This window comes from Catellatospora aurea, from assembly GCF_042663325.1.
Lineage (GTDB): Bacteria > Actinomycetota > Actinomycetes > Mycobacteriales > Micromonosporaceae > Catellatospora > Catellatospora aurea.
The window spans coordinates 60,833-76,020 of record NZ_JBHTAC010000007.1; the positions used below are offsets into that span (position 1 = coordinate 60,833).

The window sequence follows — 15,188 nt, forward strand, 5'->3', positions numbered from 1 at the left end:
AAGTCCTCGCTCATGCGAACACCACCGCCGTCACCGTCACCAGCACCGCGCCGATCAGCACCCCGGCCAGCGCCCGGGGCAGCGCCGCGCGATGCCAGGCCGCCAGCCCGGCTCCGGCCCCGGCGGTCGCCCGGCCGAGGCCGTTGACCGCACCGTCCACGCCGGACACGTCGACCGCGGTGACCGCCTTCGACAGGGCCCGCACCGGCCGGACCACGAGGGTGTCCTGCACCGTGTCCAGGCCGAGGCCGCTCGCCAGGAACGGTCCGGCCTGGCCGAGCACCGCCGCCGGGTCACCGGCGTCGGCGCGACGCCAGCCCCACCAGGCGGCGGCCACGCCGAGCACGGCCAGGACCAGTGGCAGCACCAGCTCGACGCCCAGGTGGGCCAGTTCGTAGTCGGCGACCAGCGCGCCGATGCCCAGGCCCGCCGCGGGCACGGCGAGCAGCAGCAGCGGGGCGCGCATGGCCCAGCCGGGCTCGTGCGCGTGCACCGCGCTGTCGCGGGCCGGGCCGAAGAAGGTCAGCAGCCACAGGCGGGTGGAGTACCAGGCGGTGAGCGCGACGCCGAGCAGCGCGGCCAGCCACAGCGCGGGCTGGGTGTGCAGCGCGCCGACGACGGCCTCCTTGCTGAAGAAGCCCACGAACGGCGGCAGGCCGACCAGCGCGCCGAGGCCGATGGTCATCGTCCAGAAGGTCAGTGGCATGTCCTTGCGCAGCCCGCCCATGCGCGACATCAGGTTGCTGCCCACCGCGTGGATCACCGAACCCGCGCACAGGAACAGCAGCGCCTTGAACGCGGCGTGGGCCAGCAGGTGGAACATCGCCGCGTCGACGGCCTTCGCGGACAGCGCGGCCATCATGTAGCCGAGCTGCGACACCGTCGACCAGGCCAGCACGCGTTTGATGTCGTCGGCGGCGGTCGCGGCCAGCGCGCCGAGCAGCAGCGTGATCCCGGCCATGGCCGCCATCACGGCCAGCGCCGTCGGGGAAGCCGCGAAAACAGGGAAAAGGCGGGCTACCACGTACACACCGGCGGCGACCATGGTGGCGGCGTGGATGAGCGCCGAGATCGGCGTCGGGCCGGCCATCGCGTCGGGCAACCAGGTGTGCAGTGGGAACTGCGCGCTCTTGCCGGCCACCCCGGCGAGCAGCAGCAGGGCCGCCGTGGTCACCGTCGCGCCGGACATCGCCGGGACGGCCGCCAGCACCTCCGTGATCCGGAAGCTGCCCGCGGTGACGCCCAGCAGCACGATGCCGAGCAGGAAGCCGACGTCGCCGACCCGGGTGACCAGGAACGCCTTCACCGCGGCGGCGGGCGCCTCGGGCAGCGTGCGGTCGTGCGCGATGAGCAGGTACGAGCAGGCGCCCATCACCTCCCAGCCGATCAGCAGGGAGATCAGGTCGCCGGAGAACACCACGGTCAGCATCGCGCCGGTGAAGATCGAGATCTGCGCGGCGTACGGGCCGTAGCGCCCGTCCCCGGCCAGGTAGCCCACCGAGTACACCTGCACGCACAGCGCGACCACGCCGACCGCCAGGGACATCAGCAGCGCGCGGGTGTCGACCAGCGCGGTCAGCGTCGCCCCGAGGTCACCGAAGCGCACCCAGGTCGCCGAGAACTCGCCCCGCGTGCCGTCGGCCAGCAGCAGCACCGTCAGCGCCAGGCTGACCGCCGCACCGGCGATGCCCAGGGCCGCGCCCAGCGGCCGGTTGCGCATCGGCAGCAGCAGCCCGACCAGCCCGCAGACCAGCGGAGCGAGCACCAGAGTCGCGATCATGCCTGCTCCCCGGCCTGCGCGAGCGCGGGCTCCTCGGACGGCGCGGCGGCGCGCGGCTCGTCGTCGAGCGCCACCTGGTCGGTGTTGATGTCCTGGCGCAGCCGGAACAGCCGCAGCACCAGCGCCAGGCCGACGCCCACCTCGGCCGCCGCGATGACGATGACGAACAGCGCGAACACCTGGCCGGTCACCTGCTCGCGCAGGGTGTCGCCGGTGACCAGGATCAGGTTCACCGCGTTGAGCATCAGCTCGACCGACATCAGCACCAGCACCGCGTTGCGCCGCCGCAGCACGCCGTACGCGCCGAGCCCGAACAGCAGCGCCGCGGTCACCAGCGGGATCACCGGACGGATCATCGGCTGCTCCCCTGCGCGACCGCGTCGGGCAGAGTGTCGGCCGGCGGGGCGGACGGGCGCGACAGCACGATCGCGCCGACCAGCGCGGCCAGCAGCAGGATCGACAGCACCTCGAACGGCAGCACCCAGTCGTCGAAGATCGACCCGCCGATGCGCTCGGCCGTGCCGACCGCGGGCGGGGTGACCCGGAACTGCCCGAACACGGCGATGAACAGCGCCGACAGGCCCAGCCCGGAGGCCGCGCCGACCAGCGCCGCAGGCAGGGCCGGGCGGTCCAGGTCGGTGCTGCGGCCGATCGGCGCGCGGGTCAGCATCACCGCGAACAGCAGCAGCACGACCACCGCGCCGACGTAGATGAGCACCTGCACCCAGGCCGCGAACTCCGCGCCGAGCAGCAGGAACTCCACGGCGACCGCGCCCAGCGCGACGACCAGCCACAGGCCGGCCCGTACCAGCTGCTTGGTGGTCACCACCGCGAGCCCACCCGCCACCGCGACCAGGCCGGCCACCGACAGCAGCACGTCCTGCAACGTCACGAGGCGCTCGCGCGCTTGGCCACGGCGGTCTCCTCCTTCGACGGCTCACCGAGCGGATCGTGCGGGGGCGGCGGCGGCACGGTGGCCATCCACTCGCCCAGCCGGTCCTTGTCGTGCATCAGGTCGCGGATGTCGTACTCGGCGTACTCGAACTCCGGCGACCAGTAGAGGGCGTCGAACGGGCACACCTCGATGCAGATGCCGCAGTACATGCACAGGGAGAAGTCGATGTCGAACCGGTCGAGGACGTTGCGCTGCCGGGGGCGGGCCGCGCCCGGCACCACGACCTCCTCCTTGTGCGAGTCGATGTAGATGCACCAGTCCGGGCACTCGCGCGAGCACAGCATGCACACCGTGCAGTTCTCCTCGCGCAGGGCGATCACGCCCCGGGAGCGCGGCGGCAGCTCGGGGGCCACGTCCGGATACTGCTGCGTCGTCGACGGGGTCACCAGGGTCTTCAGCGTGACCGCCAGACCCTTGCCGAGTCCCGCACCCGGAATGCTCATGCCTTCTCCTCGCTGCGCTCGTCGGCGGCACGAGTAACTGTGCTCATGATTCGCTCGCTGCGCTCGCTCATGTCTCTCATCCTGCCGTTTGAGGAGTCACCACGCGAGTAGCAGGTCAGCTCAGCGCCACGCGGACGCCGGCGGTCAGCACCAGCTGGGCCAGTGCCAGGGGCACCAGGACCAGCCAGCACAGGCGCTGCAGCTGGTCCTCGCGCAGCCGGGGCCAGGAGACCCGCAGCCAGATCACGACGAACGCCACCGCGCCGGTCTTGAGCAGCATCCACAACCAGCCGACCGACTCGGCCCACGGGCCGTGCCAGCCGCCGAGGAACAGCGCCGCGGTCAGCGCCGAGATGACCACGATGCCGACGTACTCGGCGAGCAGGAAGAACGCGAAGCGCAGGCCGGTGTACTCGGTCATGTAGCCGAAGACCAGTTCGGAGTCGGCGATCGGCATGTCGAACGGGGGGCGGCGGATCTCGGCCAGCCCCGACACGAAGAAGACGATCGTCGCGGGCAGCTGCCACAGCAGCCACCACGGCTCCCACGCGGCCACGATGCCGGGCAGGCTGAGCGTGCCCGCGGCCATCGCGACGCTCGCCGCCGACAGCACGAACGGCAGCTCGTACCCGAGCAGCTGGGCCGCCGCGCGCAGGCCGCCCAGCAGCGAGTACTTGTTGGCCGAGGCCCACGCCGCCATGAGCACCGCGATCACGCCCACGCCGACGACGGCCAGCACGAAGAACAGGCCCACGTCGAGCTGCTGCCCGACCAGGTCACCGGGCCCGAGCGGGATGACCAGCAGCACCAGCAGGTACGGCAGCAGCGCCACGGCGGGCGCGAGCCGGAACACGGGGCCGTCCGCGGCGCGCGGGGTCACGTCCTCCTTCTGCGCGAACTTCACACCGTCGGCGATCAGCTGCGCCCAGCCGTGGAACGCGCCCGCGTACATCGGGCCCAGCCGGGCCTGCATGTGCGCCATCACCTTGTGCTCGGTCTGGCCGACCAGCAGCGGCAGCGTCAAAAACGCCACCGCCACCAGCGCCACCCTCAAGATCAATTCCCAGGTCATGCCGTCGGACCCCACTCCCCCGGCGCGGGCACGCCCGGCGGGCGGATCGCCTGGCGCTTGGAGCCGGTCTCCGACTCGCCCGGCTCCTTGGCCCCGGGCCACGGCTTGGCGACCCGGCTGGCCAGCACGAAGCTCTTGCGCAGCGGGTGGCCCTCGAACTCGGGAGGCAGCAGCAGCGGCTCCAGCGGGCCGGGGAACCCGATGCCGAACATCTCGTACGTCTCCCGCTCGTGCCACGCCGCGCCGGGGTACACGTCCACGGCCGACGCGAGCGACGCCCCGTCCACCGGCACCCGGGTGCGCACCAGCACGCCGTGCCGGGCGCTCGTCGACCACAGGTGCGCGACCACGTCGTAGCCCGCGTCCAGCTCGTCCACGGCCGACAGCCAGTCGAAGAAGTCGCAGCCCAGCTCGTCGCGCGCGGCGGTCAACGCGGGCAGCCAGGATCCGGCGGGCACGTCGACGACCGCGCGGGCGTACGGTCCGCCGCCCGACACGCCCGCCTGTGCGCCCGCGACGGCCTCCGCCAGGCGCGCTCCGATCTCCTCCGGCGTCATGCCCGGCATCCTATGCCCGCGACCGCCCACCATGCCCCACCTCACCGGCGGCGACCGTCCGAACGGCCCTGCGGGGCCTTTGATCAGACCCGCTATGCTGCGGCGGATTTCTGACACCCCTGGAGCTGCCCGTGACCGAACACCGCGAGTTCGCGGAGTTCTACAGCGCGTCGTTCCAGAAGCTCGCCGCCGCGCTGTACGTGTACACCGGGGACCTTGCCGAAGCCCAGGACGTGGTGCAGGAAGCCATGATCCGTGCGCTGGCCCGATGGTCGACCGTGTCCACGTACGACGAGCCGGCCGCGTGGGTGCGCCGGGTCGCCTGGAACATCGCCACCAGCCGCTGGCGGCGCGTGCGCCGTGGTCTCGAACTCGCCTCCCGCGGGCACCGCGAAGAGCCCGCGCCGGGCCCCGAACCTGACCGGGTGGCCATCGTGGCCGCGCTGTCCGACCTGCCCACCCGCCAGCGACAGGCGGTGATCCTGCACTATCTGGAGGATCTGCCGATCGCGGAGATCGCTGCGATGATCGGCGTGGCCGAGGGCACCGTGAAGTCCTGGCTGCACCGGGCCCGGACCACCCTCGCCGACCGGCTGTCCGAGCTGGCCCCGGAGGAGGTCGACCGTGTCTGACGACCTACGCCGCCTGCTCGCCGACGCCGGCCGAGCCGCTCTGCCGCACGTGCGCCCCCCCGGTCACGAGGCCGCCCGCCGGACGCTGCGGCGACGCCGGGTCACGCGGGTGTCGGGGTTGGCCGTGGTGCTGGCGCTGGCGCTCGTCCTCGGCACGAACCTCATCCCGCGGTCCACCTCGCCGGTGCCGCCGCTGCTGCCGACCCCGTCCACGGGCCCGACCGTCGACCCGTCGGCCTCGCCGTCCTGGCCCGCGGCGACGCCGACGGCCCTGCCGTCGACGACCCCCGTGCCGTCACCGGGCCCGGGTGGCTCGCCGTCACCCGGAACGACGCCACGGCCGACCGGGCAGCCGGTGGTGAACCCGGACCCGGGCGCCAGCCCCTCCCCGTCCCCCTCACCGCCGCCGCCCGCCTGCGTGGACATCGTGATCCCGCAGATCACCAATGCGGCGACGCCCGCCCCTGCCTCGATCACGTTCAGCATCGCCCCGGCCGACCTGGACCGGCTCTGCGAGGGCTGGGCGATCCACGTGAGCTGGGCGTCCTACCGCACCTACGACGCGGAGGTGCAGATGTACACCGGCGGCGACGACTTCGTGCTCACCGCCGCGTCGCCGACCCGGACCCGCCGGCTCGGCGGCGAGTACGGCTGCCCCGGCGATCGCTACTTCTCCTTCGGCAGCCTCCCGACGCTGCCCGACACGTTCCCCCGTGGCGAGCACCTCGACCTGCCGTCGTGGGCGCCGGGCCGCACCACGGGCGTCTTCCTGCGCCACTACCTGGTGCCGCCGGCAGACTGCTGAGACCGCGGCGTCACACGCCCGGGATCGCGCCGTTGCGGAACAGATCGACGAAGAGCTGGTGGTCGCCGCGGGCCTGGGCGCCGTACGCGTGCGCGAACTCGACCAGGCCGCCGACGAATCCCGCCTCGTCCCGGTCGAGTTCGGCCACGATCGCCTCCTCGGTGGAGAAGTCGACCAGGTCGTGGCTCGACTCGTCGTCGGCGACCGAATGCATGCGGGCCACCGCGCGGCCCAGCTCGCGCACCACGCTGACCAGCTCGTCGGGCTCGTTGACGTCGGACCAGTCCAGGTCGGCGGCGTACGGCGAGACCTCGGCGACGAGCTGCCCGACCCCGTCCAGCTCGGTGTAGCCCAGCCAGGCGTCGGCGGCGGCCTGCAGGGCGCGCTGCGACTCGGCGGTGCGATGGCCCTGGTGCAGGAAGTAGCCGCGTACCCGGGCGTCGTCGATGTGCCGGGCCACGGCCGGGGTCTGCGCCTGCTTCATGTAGACGACCACGTCGTTCTCCAGCGCCTGGGTGTGCCCCTCCAGCAGCAGGCTGTACGACGGCAGCCCCGCCGAGCCGATGCCCACGCCCTTGCGCAGCACCACGTCCTTGATGGTGCGCTCGACGCCGGTGTGGCCGTTGTGCGCGTGGTGCGGGTTGAGCGTGCCGAGGTAGCCGCGGAAGGCCTCCTCCACCGCGGCCCGGGTCGGCGTGTCGATCCGGAACACGCCCTCGCGCTCGACGAAGCGCCGCTCGTACCGGTCGATGACGGTCATGCCCTGCAGCAGGTCCACCCGGGTGTTCAGGCGGGCCTGCTGGAGCACCCGGTGCAGCGGGCCGGTCGTCGTGGACAGGGTCAGCGAGCCGATGGCGTCGTCGCCGCCGAGCGCGATCGCGCGCAACTCGGCCAGGTAAGCCCCGGCGAAGTCCTTGATCAGGTAGCCGATGGTCTCGTCGGACAGCGCTTTGGCGTAACCGAGCAGGGCGATGCTGGCGCACAGCCGCCGCAGGTCCCACAGGAACGGGCCGACGTACGCCTCGTCGAAGTCGTTGACGTTGAAGACCAGCACGCCCTCGGCGTTCATGTAGGTGCCGAAGTTCTCCGCGTGCAGGTCGCCGTGGATCCACACCCGGCTGGTCTGCGGGGTCAGGAACGTGTCGTCGGCGTACTGCCCGGTCATGTCGGCGTAGAACAGCGACGCGCTGCCGCGGTAGAACGCGAACGCGCTGGACGCCATCTTGCGGAACTTGCGGCGGAACGCGGCCGGCTCCGCCGTCATCAGCGGCCCGAACTCGGTGACCAGCACATCCAGGATCTGCTCGGATCGCGTCATGGGTGGACGCTAACGCGCCGTCGCAACGTGCGGCGGCAGAAACAGGACAGGTCAGGCAGGTGGTGACACGATCGGGGCGGTCAGCGCGGCCGGGTCGGGGCGGTGCACGCCGCCGAACCCGGACTGCTCGGCGGCGATCTTCTCCTGCAGGCGCAGGATGCCGTGCAGCAGCGCCTCGGGGCGGGGCGGGCAGCCGGGCACGTACACGTCCACCGGGATGATCTGGTCCACGCCCTTGGTCACCGAGTACGAGTCCCAGTACGGCCCGCCGCAGTTGCTGCACGCGCCGAAGGAGATGACGTACTTCGGCTCGGGCATCTGGTCGTACAGCCGCTTGATGGCCGGGGCCATCTTGTCGGTGACCGTGCCCGACACGACCATCAGGTCGGCCTGGCGGGGGCCGTGCGCGAACGGGATCACGCCCAGCCGCATGAAGTCGTGCCGCCCCATGCTGCTGGCGATGAACTCGATCGCGCAGCAGGCCAGCCCGAAGTTGAACACCCACAGCGAGTAGCGCCGACCCCAGTTCAGCACGAACTTGATCGGATCTCCGAGCACCGCGGGCAGGGCCATACCGGCAAGCCTAAACCTTGCGGGCGGATCGGACCCAGCGCGTCCTCGTCACGCCACCGGCGGGACGTAGCCCAACCACGCCTCGACCTCCTCCTGGGTCAGGATGCGGTCGACGCGGACCTGCGCGGTGATCGGGAAACGGCGGCCCGGCCGCCAGTGGCGGCTGTAGCGGGCGTCGTCCAGCACCAGGATGCGCGAGCCGCTGACCACGGCGATGTCGGCCGGGCCGGCCTCGTTGCGCATGGTCGCGCCGGTCGCGTCGGTGAGGTGGAAGGCGTCGTCCACATGCTCCAGCACGGTGCCGTCCGGCCCGTGCTGGAACGCGCTGACCCAGCGGGCGTCGGGCCGCTTGCCCTGCACCAGGCCCGCGCCGATGAGCGCGTCGGCGAGCAGCGTCTGCAGCTGGAAGTTGTCGGCCACGCCGCTGACGAACACCATCGCCCCGCGCCGGGTCGGCCGGTGCAGCACCAGCAGGTGCTCGTCGATGATGCGCAGCGCGAGGATGAGCCGCATGAACGCGGGCGCGGCCGAGTGCAGCGGGTCGACCTGCGCGGTCCAGGGGGCACGGTCGCCGAGCTGGGCCCGCGCGTCGGCGTGGTGCAGGCAGGCCACCGCGGCCAGCGCCCAGTGCGGAGCGTCGCGCCACGCCGCGACCAGCGGCATCGCCCGGTCCGGGCCGAGCTGCGAGGCGAGCAGTCCGGTCGCCACGGTGATGTCCATCTGCGTGCGCTCCGGCAGCGGCCGGCCGCCGCCGTACGCCAGCCAGGCGTCGATGAACGCGTGCGTGCCGGTCAGCGCGCTGCCGAGGCGCTCCAGCACGATCCGGGTGAGCGGGCCGGGCGAGCCGCCCAGCTCGACCAGCGCGCCCGCGGCGGTGGCCGCGGTGGCCGCGACGAACGGGATCGGCGCCGCCCCGATGGCCGGGGCGAGGTGGGTCACCGCCGGGGTCAGCTCGTGCGCCGGGGCGAGCCGCGCGGCCTGCACCAGCGGTGCCACCGCGGCCAGCGCGGAGTTCACATCCTGGCCGAGGATGAGCTGGTGGAACCGCTGAACCTGCTGCACGAACATGTGGCGTGCACCCTCCCCTGAGGTCTGTCCGCGAGATGTGGAGCTAGCTGGCCGGAGCCGCCGCGGGCAGCGGTTCGCGGTTCTCGGTGACGGCCGGGTCGCCGCCGAGGTCGTACCCGCGCAGCAGCACCAGCGCGATGCCCACGATAAGACCCGGCACCACGGTGAACCCGAGCAGCACTCCCGTCTTCGCGAGATCGCTCTGCGCGACCGTCTCACCTGCGGTGGTGGAGATGTAACCGAAGAGCTGGAGCACGATGCCGAAGATGAACGGCCCCAGCGCCAGGCCCAGGGTCTCCCCCGCGGTCCACACCCCGGTGAACACCCCCGCCTGCCGCTTGCCGGTCCGCGCGGTGTCGTAAGCGATGCAGTCGGGCAGCATCGACAGGCCGAACAGCTGCTGGCCGGCGTAGCCGAAGCCCATCACCGCGATGATCGAGTAGATCGTCCAGTGCGGCAGCAGTGGGGCGGCCGCGAGCGCGAGCGTCGCCACGGTGAGCGTGATCGAGGCGACCACGTAGCCCTTGAGCTTGCCGAGGCGCTCGCCGACCCGCCGCCAGAGCGGCATCACGAACAGCGCCGGGCTGACCACGACCACGAACAGGGCGGTGGTGGTGCCCGCGTCGCCGAGCACGTGCTTGGCGAAGTACTCGACGCCGCCGAGCATGCAGGCCACCCCGGTCGACTGGGCCACGAAGCAGGCGACCAGCACCCGGAACGGCCGGTTCGCGGCGACCACCTTGAGCTGGGCGCGCAGTGACGGCTCGCTGGCGGTGATGGTGCCGGTCGGGGCGGAGCGGGTGCTCACGAAGACGATCAGGGTGCCGGCCACCATGATCGTCGCGACGAACAGCGCCATCCAGCGGTAGCCGGGCAGGCCGCCGCCCATCGCGTCGCGGATGATCGGGGCCATCGCGCCGGAGACCAGGATCGAGGTGGCCAGCAGCGCGACCCGCCAGGTCATCAGCCGGGTGCGCTCGGAGTAGGAGCCGGTCATCTCGGCGGGCATGGCGACGTAGGGCACCTGGAAGAACGCGAACGCGGTGGCCGTGAGCAGGAACATCACCGCGACGTACAGGCCCGCCTGGCCGCCGTCGCCGAACGGGGCCATGAACAGCAGCGCGAACAGCACGGCCATGCCGAGGCCGGCGAAGAGCAGGTAGGGGCGGCGGGCGCCCCAGCGGGTCTGGGTGCGGTCCGAGATCCGGCCGACCACGGGGTTGAGCATGACGTCCCAGGCCTTGGGGAGCAGCACGAGCAGTCCCGCCAGGCCGGCCGCGACACCCAGGGTGTCGGTCAGGTACGGCAGCAGCAGCAGGCCCGGGACGGTGCCGAAAGCACCGGTCACCAGGGAGCCGAGCGAATATCCGACTCGCACTCGAGTGGGAAGCGCTTCGTCCGGGGCCTCCATCACCTCCACACTGGATGTCATGAGCGCGGATGGTACGGGAGGCGAGTGAATGCTGGTACCTGCCGGTGTGGCAGCTGGCCATCCGGCCACCGCTGAGGTAGGCCTTCGGGTACTGCGGATGGGCGGAACGGCGGCCGACGCGGGAGTGGCCGCGACCCTGGCCGCCTGTGTCGCCGAGACCATCTTCACGGGGCTGGGCGGCGGCGGATTCGCCACGTATTACGAATCTTCGACTGGACGCGTTACCTGCCTTGATTTCTTCGTGGCGATGCCCGGTCTGGATGGGGATCGTAAGGCCGAGCCGATGACGCCGATCGCGGTGCGGTTCGGTGAGGTGCCGCTGCCGTACGAGATCGGCGGAGCCTCCGTCGCGGTGCCCGGCCTGCCCGCCGGATGTGGCGAGATTCACTCACGTTGGGGTGCGCTGCCCTGGGCCGACGTCGTCGCGCCCGCCGCCGAACTGGCCCGCACGGGCGTGGCCATGCCGTTCGCGCACGCGGTCACACTGCCCTCGCTGGTCGAGGCCATGCTGCCCGGCCAGGGCGGCCCGGCGTACGCCCCGGGCGGGCGGCTGCTGCAGGGCGGGGACCGGCTGTTCCACGCCGGGCTCGCCGACGCGCTGGAGATCATCGCGGCGGAGGGTCCGACCACCTGCTACACCGGCAAACTCGGCACGGCCGTCGTCGACTCGGTCCGCGCCGACGGCGGGGCGCTCGGGCCGCTCGACCTGTCCGCGTACCAGGTGCTCGAACGCGCGGTGACCACCGCCGAGCTGGCCGGGCACACCGCGCACGGGCGCGCCGACCTCAACCGGACCGTGTCGACCCTGCGCGGGCTGCCCCCGGACCTCGCCGACCTGCCCCGGCCCGAACGCGCCGTGGTGCTGGCCGGGGCGCTCGACGTACGCGGCCCTGACGACCGGCTCGGCGACACCACCAACGTGACCGCCGTCGACGCGGCCGGCAACGCCTGCGTCATCACCACCACGCTCGGCCTCGGCTCCGGGGTCTGGCTGCCCGGGCTGGGCGTGCACCTGAACTCGATGCTCGGCGAGGGCGAGCTGTACTCCGGCGAGCTGGCCCCCGGCGAGCGCCTCGCCTCGATGATGTGCCCGCTCGTGGTGCTCGACGCGGACGGCGGGCTGCGCCTGGCGATCGGCTCGGCAGGCGCGTCCCGCATCCGCTCCGCCCTCCTGCGCACCCTGATCGGCGTGCTCGTCGACGGCCTGGACACCCCGGACGCCGTACGCGCCCCCCGCCTGCACCCCGTCGACGACGTCGTCCACGTCGAACCCCACTTCCCCGTCCCCGAGGAGATGGCCCTGGCCGAGGCGGGCTACACCGTCAACCGCTGGCCGTCCCGCAGCCACTACTTCGGCGGCGTCTCCGCCATCGGCACCGCCGGCGCCTCCGGCGACCCCCGCCGCGGCGGCGCCGCCCGCCTCACGGCTTCATCGCGTTGATCATGAACTTATGGCACGGCTCGGCGGCGTGTCGTGGCCACAACCTCATGATCAAACCAGGCCGGGTTGCCCGACGGTGATCAGTTGATGGCGGACGTGGCGACGTGGTCGCCGCGGAAGGGCACGCCCTCGGCGATCAGGCGGCGGCGGGCCTCGTTCTCGTGGCCCGGAGGCAGGCGGCCGCCGGCGCCGACGACGCGGTGCCAGGGCACCCCACCCCCGTGCCGGGCCATGATCGTGCCGATGCGGCGGGCCGAGTTGCGGCCGGACTCGTCCGCGAGCGCGTCGGCGATCGCGCCGTAGGTCATCACGCGGCCGGGCGGGATCGACTCGACCATCTTCAACACCGCTTCGGTGTACTCCTCGGGAGTCATAGCCGAAGGCTAATTGATCAGGAAGTTGTGCACGCGACACGCCGTCGAGCCGTGCCACAAGTTCATGATCAACGCGGGAAGGGGCGGGTGGGCGCGCCAGTGGGTGGGATCGGTGCGGGGGGAGGGGGAGGTGGGGCGGCAGAATGGGTTGATGCGTGGAGTGGTCACCCGGGCTCGTCGGGTGGTGGTGAAGGTGGGGTCGTCGTCGTTGACGACGGCCGCCGGAGGGTTGGATCCGGAGCGGTTGGCGGCGCTGGTGGGGGCGTTGTGCGGCGGCGGGGATCGGGAGCCAGGCCGGGAGGTCGTGCTGGTGTCGTCGGGGGCGATCGCGGCGGGGCTGGCTCCGCTGGGGCTGGCGCGGCGACCGCGGGATCTGGCCACGCAGCAGGCCGCGGCGAGTGTGGGCCAGGGGCGGCTGATGCACGCGTACACCGAGGAGTTCGGGCGGCACGGGCGGACCGTCGGGCAGGTGCTGCTGACCGTGGACGACGTGACGCGGCGGGCGCACTACCGCAACGCACACCGTACGCTGCGCAAACTGCTCGACATGCGGGCCGTGCCGATCATCAACGAGAACGACACGGTGGCCACCGAGGAGATCAGGTTCGGCGACAACGATCGGCTGGCCGCGCTGGTGGCCGCCCTCGTCCAGGCCGACCTGCTGGTGCTCCTGTCGGACGTGGACGCCCTCTACACCGGCCACCCGTCGCAGCCGGGCTCCCGGAAGGTTGACGAGGTCACCGACTTCGCGCAGCTCGCCGAGGTGTCGGTGAGCGGCGCGGGCAGCGCCGGGGTGGGCACCGGCGGCATGGTCACCAAGGTCGAGGCGGCCCGGATCGCGACCGACGCGGGCATCCCGGTGGTGCTGACGGCCGCCCCACTGGCCGGCGCGGCCCTGTCCGGCGAGCCGGTGGGCACGCTCTTCCACGCCGGGGGCGTACGCGCGACCGCCCGCCTGCACTGGCTCGCCCACGCCACCACCGCCCGCGGCCGCCTGCACCTGGACGCGGGCGCGGTCACCGCCGTGGTCGACCGCCGCGCCTCCCTGCTCCCGGCCGGCATCACCCGCGTCGACGGCGCGTTCACCGCCGGCGACCCCGTCGACCTGATCGACATCGCCGGCCGTGCCGTGGCCCGCGGCCTGGTCAACTACGACGCGCTGGAACTGCCGGGCCTGCTCGGCCGCTCCACCGGCGAACTGGCCGCCACCCTCGGCCCCGCCTACGAACGCGAGGTAATCCACCGCGACGACCTCGTCCTGCTGTAAGGAAGGGCACCTTGTTATCGCTATGCGTAGAGGAAGGGCACCTTCCCATCGCGTCATGCGGGTTGAGCTGCGGCTTTGCGGGGAGCGTAGGGCAGGTGGGCGGCTCGCGCGTCCCGATCGGCGCGGGCGCGCCGACGAACTTCAGCACCCACGGAAGGCGGGAAACGACATGAGCGTCATCGAGCAGGCGACGCGCGCCCGGACGGCGGCACAGGTGCTGGCCACGGCGTCGCGCAAGGCCAAGGATGCCGGGCTGACGGCGATGGCCGTCGCGCTCGCCGCGCGTACCCCCGAGATCTTGGAAGCCAACGGTCTGGACGTGGCCGCGGCGCGCGAGCAGGGCACCCCCGAGTCGACCGTGGACCGGCTCGCGCTCAGCGAGTCGCGGCTGGCGGGCATGGCCGACGGCCTGCGCCAGATCGCGGGCCTGCCGGACCCGGTCGGCGAGGTGGTACGCGGTGGCACCCTGCCCAACGGCCTGCAGGTGCGCCAGCTGCGGGTGCCGTTCGGCGTCGTCGGCATCATCTACGAGGCCCGCCCGAACGTCACCGCCGACGCGGCCGGGCTGACCCTCAAGTCCGGCAACGCGGTGCTGCTGCGCGGCTCCGGCTCGGCGGCCCGCTCCAACGCGGCGATCGTCGCCGTGCTGCGCGACGCGCTGGTCCAGGCGGGGCTGCCCGCCGACGCGGTGCAGCTGGTCGACTCGGCCACCCGGGACACCGTCAAGGAGCTGATGCGCGCGCGCGGGCTGGTCGACGTGCTGATCCCGCGGGGCGGCGCGTCGCTGATCCGCACCGTGGTCGAGGAGTCCTCGGTGCCGGTGATCGAGACCGGCGTCGGCAACTGCCACCTCTACGTCGACGAGTCCGCCGACCTCGACATGGCGCTGACCATCCTGCTCAACGCGAAGGTGCAGCGGCCGTCGGTGTGCAACGCGGCCGAGTCGCTGCTGGTGCACGCGGCCGTCGCCGACACGTTCCTGCCGAAGGCCCTGGCCGCGCTGCGCGAGCAGGGCGTCACGGTGCACGGTTCGCCGGAGGTCGCGGCGTACTCTGCGGACGTCGTGGCCGCGACCGAGGAGGACTGGGGCACCGAGTACCTGGCCCTGGAGCTGTCGGCGCGGGTCGTGCCGACGCTGGACGAGGCGGTCGCGCACATCCGGCGGTACGGCTCCGGCCACTCCGAGGCGATCATCACCTCCTCGCTACCGGCCGCGAACCGCTTCACGGCACAGGTCGACGCGGCGGCGGTGCTGGTGAACGCCTCGACGCGCTTCGTCGACGGCGGCGAACTCGGCTTCGGCGCGGAGATCGGCATCTCGACCCAGAAGCTGCACGCCCGCGGCCCCATGGGCCTACCCGAACTGACCAGCACCAAATACGTCATCACCGGCGAAGGCCACACCCGCCCCTGACCCACCCGCGCCCGGCGCGCCGCGCCTCCCCTGGCGCAACTCTTAAAAACTTGCGGC

Annotated in this window: 16 protein-coding genes; 5 read left to right on the forward strand and 11 right to left on the reverse strand. The window is 72.6% G+C overall.

Features of this window, described 5'->3' with window-relative positions:
- Nucleotides 1–10: 10 nt before the first annotated feature.
- The 6 genes from ACFQO7_RS09270 to ACFQO7_RS09295 all read right to left on the reverse strand — a co-directional run bounded on the left by ACFQO7_RS09270 (nucleotide 11) and on the right by ACFQO7_RS09295 (nucleotide 4,807).
- Complete coding sequence (locus tag ACFQO7_RS09270) at nucleotides 11–1,780, reverse strand: NADH-quinone oxidoreductase subunit 5 family protein (protein ID WP_376805992.1); 1,770 nt, start codon at nucleotides 1,778–1,780, stop codon at nucleotides 11–13.
- Nucleotides 1,777–2,133 (reverse strand): NADH-quinone oxidoreductase subunit NuoK, encoded by a 357-nt coding sequence (gene nuoK / locus ACFQO7_RS09275; RefSeq protein WP_376806101.1) that lies wholly within the window; start codon nucleotides 2,131–2,133, stop codon nucleotides 1,777–1,779. Before nuoK ends, ACFQO7_RS09270 begins: the two co-directional genes overlap by 4 nt.
- Nucleotides 2,133–2,672 carry an NADH-quinone oxidoreductase subunit J family protein gene (locus tag ACFQO7_RS09280; protein ID WP_376805993.1) on the reverse strand — a complete coding sequence of 180 codons (540 nt, stop codon included), beginning with the start codon at nucleotides 2,670–2,672 and terminating at the stop codon, nucleotides 2,133–2,135. The genes nuoK and ACFQO7_RS09280 overlap by 1 nt, the downstream gene beginning before the upstream one ends.
- Complete coding sequence (locus tag ACFQO7_RS09285; RefSeq protein ID WP_120317202.1) at nucleotides 2,669–3,178, reverse strand: NuoI/complex I 23 kDa subunit family protein; 510 nt, start codon at nucleotides 3,176–3,178, stop codon at nucleotides 2,669–2,671. The genes ACFQO7_RS09280 and ACFQO7_RS09285 overlap by 4 nt, the downstream gene beginning before the upstream one ends.
- A gap of 115 nt (nucleotides 3,179–3,293) precedes the next feature.
- Nucleotides 3,294–4,250: a complex I subunit 1/NuoH family protein gene (locus tag ACFQO7_RS09290; protein WP_376805994.1), complete on the reverse strand. Its 957-nt coding sequence runs from the start codon at nucleotides 4,248–4,250 to the stop codon at nucleotides 3,294–3,296.
- Nucleotides 4,247–4,807: an NADH-quinone oxidoreductase subunit C gene (locus ACFQO7_RS09295; RefSeq protein WP_376805995.1), complete on the reverse strand. Its 561-nt coding sequence runs from the start codon at nucleotides 4,805–4,807 to the stop codon at nucleotides 4,247–4,249. Before ACFQO7_RS09295 ends, ACFQO7_RS09290 begins: the two co-directional genes overlap by 4 nt.
- 131 nt (nucleotides 4,808–4,938) lie before the next feature.
- Between ACFQO7_RS09295 and ACFQO7_RS09300 the strand changes: the two genes are divergently transcribed.
- On the forward strand, nucleotides 4,939–5,439 hold the full coding sequence (locus ACFQO7_RS09300) for a SigE family RNA polymerase sigma factor (RefSeq protein ID WP_376805996.1): 501 nt from the start codon (nucleotides 4,939–4,941) through the stop codon (nucleotides 5,437–5,439).
- Complete coding sequence (locus ACFQO7_RS09305) at nucleotides 5,432–6,244, forward strand: hypothetical protein (protein WP_376805997.1); 813 nt, start codon at nucleotides 5,432–5,434, stop codon at nucleotides 6,242–6,244. Before ACFQO7_RS09300 ends, ACFQO7_RS09305 begins: the two co-directional genes overlap by 8 nt.
- Nucleotides 6,245–6,254: 10 nt before the next feature.
- On the opposite strand, the gene ACFQO7_RS09310 is transcribed toward ACFQO7_RS09305, so the two are convergent.
- Genes ACFQO7_RS09310 through ACFQO7_RS09325 form a run of 4 tightly spaced genes read right to left on the reverse strand, consistent with a single transcriptional unit; the run spans nucleotide 6,255 to nucleotide 10,635 of the window.
- Nucleotides 6,255–7,562 carry a DUF2252 domain-containing protein gene (locus tag ACFQO7_RS09310; protein WP_376805998.1) on the reverse strand — a complete coding sequence of 436 codons (1,308 nt, stop codon included), beginning with the start codon at nucleotides 7,560–7,562 and terminating at the stop codon, nucleotides 6,255–6,257.
- 51 nt (nucleotides 7,563–7,613) lie between these two features.
- A complete protein-coding gene (locus ACFQO7_RS09315; RefSeq protein WP_376805999.1) occupies nucleotides 7,614–8,135 on the reverse strand; it encodes an NADH-quinone oxidoreductase subunit B in 522 nt (173 codons plus the stop codon).
- A 48-nt stretch (nucleotides 8,136–8,183) separates the two neighbouring features.
- Complete coding sequence (locus ACFQO7_RS09320; RefSeq protein WP_361045031.1) at nucleotides 8,184–9,203, reverse strand: hypothetical protein; 1,020 nt, start codon at nucleotides 9,201–9,203, stop codon at nucleotides 8,184–8,186.
- Between the two features lie 43 nt (nucleotides 9,204–9,246).
- On the reverse strand, nucleotides 9,247–10,635 hold the full coding sequence (locus tag ACFQO7_RS09325) for an MFS transporter (protein WP_376806000.1): 1,389 nt from the start codon (nucleotides 10,633–10,635) through the stop codon (nucleotides 9,247–9,249).
- Nucleotides 10,636–10,732: 97 nt separating this feature from the next.
- Between ACFQO7_RS09325 and ACFQO7_RS09330 the strand changes: the two genes are divergently transcribed.
- Nucleotides 10,733–12,076, forward strand: coding sequence for a gamma-glutamyltransferase (locus ACFQO7_RS09330; RefSeq protein WP_376806001.1), 1,344 nt, complete (start codon nucleotides 10,733–10,735; stop codon nucleotides 12,074–12,076).
- Between the two features lie 80 nt (nucleotides 12,077–12,156).
- On the opposite strand, the gene ACFQO7_RS09335 is transcribed toward ACFQO7_RS09330, so the two are convergent.
- Nucleotides 12,157–12,450: an MGMT family protein gene (locus ACFQO7_RS09335; protein ID WP_361045040.1), complete on the reverse strand. Its 294-nt coding sequence runs from the start codon at nucleotides 12,448–12,450 to the stop codon at nucleotides 12,157–12,159.
- A gap of 151 nt (nucleotides 12,451–12,601) precedes the next feature.
- On the opposite strand from ACFQO7_RS09335, the gene proB reads away from it, so the two are divergent.
- Nucleotides 12,602–13,717, forward strand: coding sequence for a glutamate 5-kinase (gene proB, locus ACFQO7_RS09340; RefSeq protein WP_376806002.1), 1,116 nt, complete (start codon nucleotides 12,602–12,604; stop codon nucleotides 13,715–13,717).
- A 169-nt stretch (nucleotides 13,718–13,886) separates the two neighbouring features.
- Nucleotides 13,887–15,131: a glutamate-5-semialdehyde dehydrogenase gene (locus tag ACFQO7_RS09345; protein ID WP_376806003.1), complete on the forward strand. Its 1,245-nt coding sequence runs from the start codon at nucleotides 13,887–13,889 to the stop codon at nucleotides 15,129–15,131.
- Nucleotides 15,132–15,188: the final 57 nt, after the last annotated feature.

Bases quoted from the DNA above. Each gene is read 5' to 3' on its own strand.
- ACFQO7_RS09325 (WP_376806000.1), bottom strand. From the start codon at position 10,635: ATGACATCCAGTGTGGAGGTGATGGAGGCCCCGGACGAAGCGCTTCCC.
- ACFQO7_RS09270 (WP_376805992.1), bottom strand. From the start codon at position 1,780: ATGATCGCGACTCTGGTGCTCGCTCCGCTGGTCTGCGGGCTGGTCGGG.
- ACFQO7_RS09335 (WP_361045040.1), bottom strand. From the start codon at position 12,450: ATGACTCCCGAGGAGTACACCGAAGCGGTGTTGAAGATGGTCGAGTCG.
- ACFQO7_RS09345 (WP_376806003.1), top strand. From the start codon at position 13,887: ATGAGCGTCATCGAGCAGGCGACGCGCGCCCGGACGGCGGCACAGGTG.
- ACFQO7_RS09315 (WP_376805999.1), bottom strand. From the start codon at position 8,135: ATGGCCCTGCCCGCGGTGCTCGGAGATCCGATCAAGTTCGTGCTGAAC.
- ACFQO7_RS09285 (WP_120317202.1), bottom strand. From the start codon at position 3,178: ATGAGCATTCCGGGTGCGGGACTCGGCAAGGGTCTGGCGGTCACGCTG.
- ACFQO7_RS09290 (WP_376805994.1), bottom strand. From the start codon at position 4,250: ATGACCTGGGAATTGATCTTGAGGGTGGCGCTGGTGGCGGTGGCGTTT.
- ACFQO7_RS09330 (WP_376806001.1), top strand. From the start codon at position 10,733: ATGGGCGGAACGGCGGCCGACGCGGGAGTGGCCGCGACCCTGGCCGCC.
- ACFQO7_RS09295 (WP_376805995.1), bottom strand. From the start codon at position 4,807: ATGACGCCGGAGGAGATCGGAGCGCGCCTGGCGGAGGCCGTCGCGGGC.
- proB (WP_376806002.1), top strand. From the start codon at position 12,602: ATGCGTGGAGTGGTCACCCGGGCTCGTCGGGTGGTGGTGAAGGTGGGG.
- ACFQO7_RS09310 (WP_376805998.1), bottom strand. From the start codon at position 7,562: ATGACGCGATCCGAGCAGATCCTGGATGTGCTGGTCACCGAGTTCGGG.
- ACFQO7_RS09320 (WP_361045031.1), bottom strand. From the start codon at position 9,203: ATGTTCGTGCAGCAGGTTCAGCGGTTCCACCAGCTCATCCTCGGCCAG.